General features: G+C 60.8%; 1 protein-coding gene. It reads left to right on the top strand.

The window, feature by feature from the left end; genetic code table 11:
- Positions 1–383, top strand: a 383-nt coding sequence (locus EN939_RS37055; RefSeq protein ID WP_272483147.1) for an enolase C-terminal domain-like protein, incomplete at its 5' end; no start/stop codon positions are given.
- Between the last annotated feature and the right edge of the window lie 224 nt (positions 384–607).

Genomic DNA, 607 nt, shown 5'->3' with positions numbered 1-607 from the left:
TCGGCAACCCGACGACGCATGGCGGCATCGGCCGGCTACTGCGCTTCGTTGGCGCCTGCGAGCACGCCGGCATCGATTTCTGGTGCTACAGCGGCGACAGCGGCATCGGCAGTGCCGCCTATCTGCACCTGTGCGCGGCACTTGGCTGGATCAGGGAGCCGAACCAGTCGCTGTTTCGCATGCTGCCGATGGATGTCACCGAGGAAGGGCCGTTTTCGCCGAGAAACAATTTCGTGCGCGTTCCGGAAGGTCCTGGTCTCGGCGTCACCTTGTCGCGCGAAAACCTCGCTGCCTGTCACAGAGACTTTACCGAGAAAGGACCGTGCAACAAGTATCATGACCCGGCAAAGCCCGGAACCTATCGCCGTTTGCCGCTGAACTAGACGGCGGCAGCCGGCCAGACAGCGGCCAAGAGACGAGAAGCCAACCGCGCGACTTCGGTCAGGAAGGTTGGACAAGACGATGGAGCAGTGCAGCCAGGAAGCCGGCGCGTCCACGCCACGACTGGATGGACCGGACAAAACCGCATGCTAAGGTTTCGGTCGACAGACCTCTCTGGCGGCCGAAAAATGGAGCAATCCACGAAATTTCGTCAACCATAAGAAAT

The organism is Mesorhizobium sp. M7A.F.Ca.CA.002.05.1.1 (genome assembly GCF_003998335.1).
Taxonomy (GTDB): domain Bacteria; phylum Pseudomonadota; class Alphaproteobacteria; order Rhizobiales; family Rhizobiaceae; genus Mesorhizobium.
The sequence above is the reverse complement of the archived record's forward strand: the minus strand, read 5'-3'. Positions and strand labels throughout refer to the sequence as shown.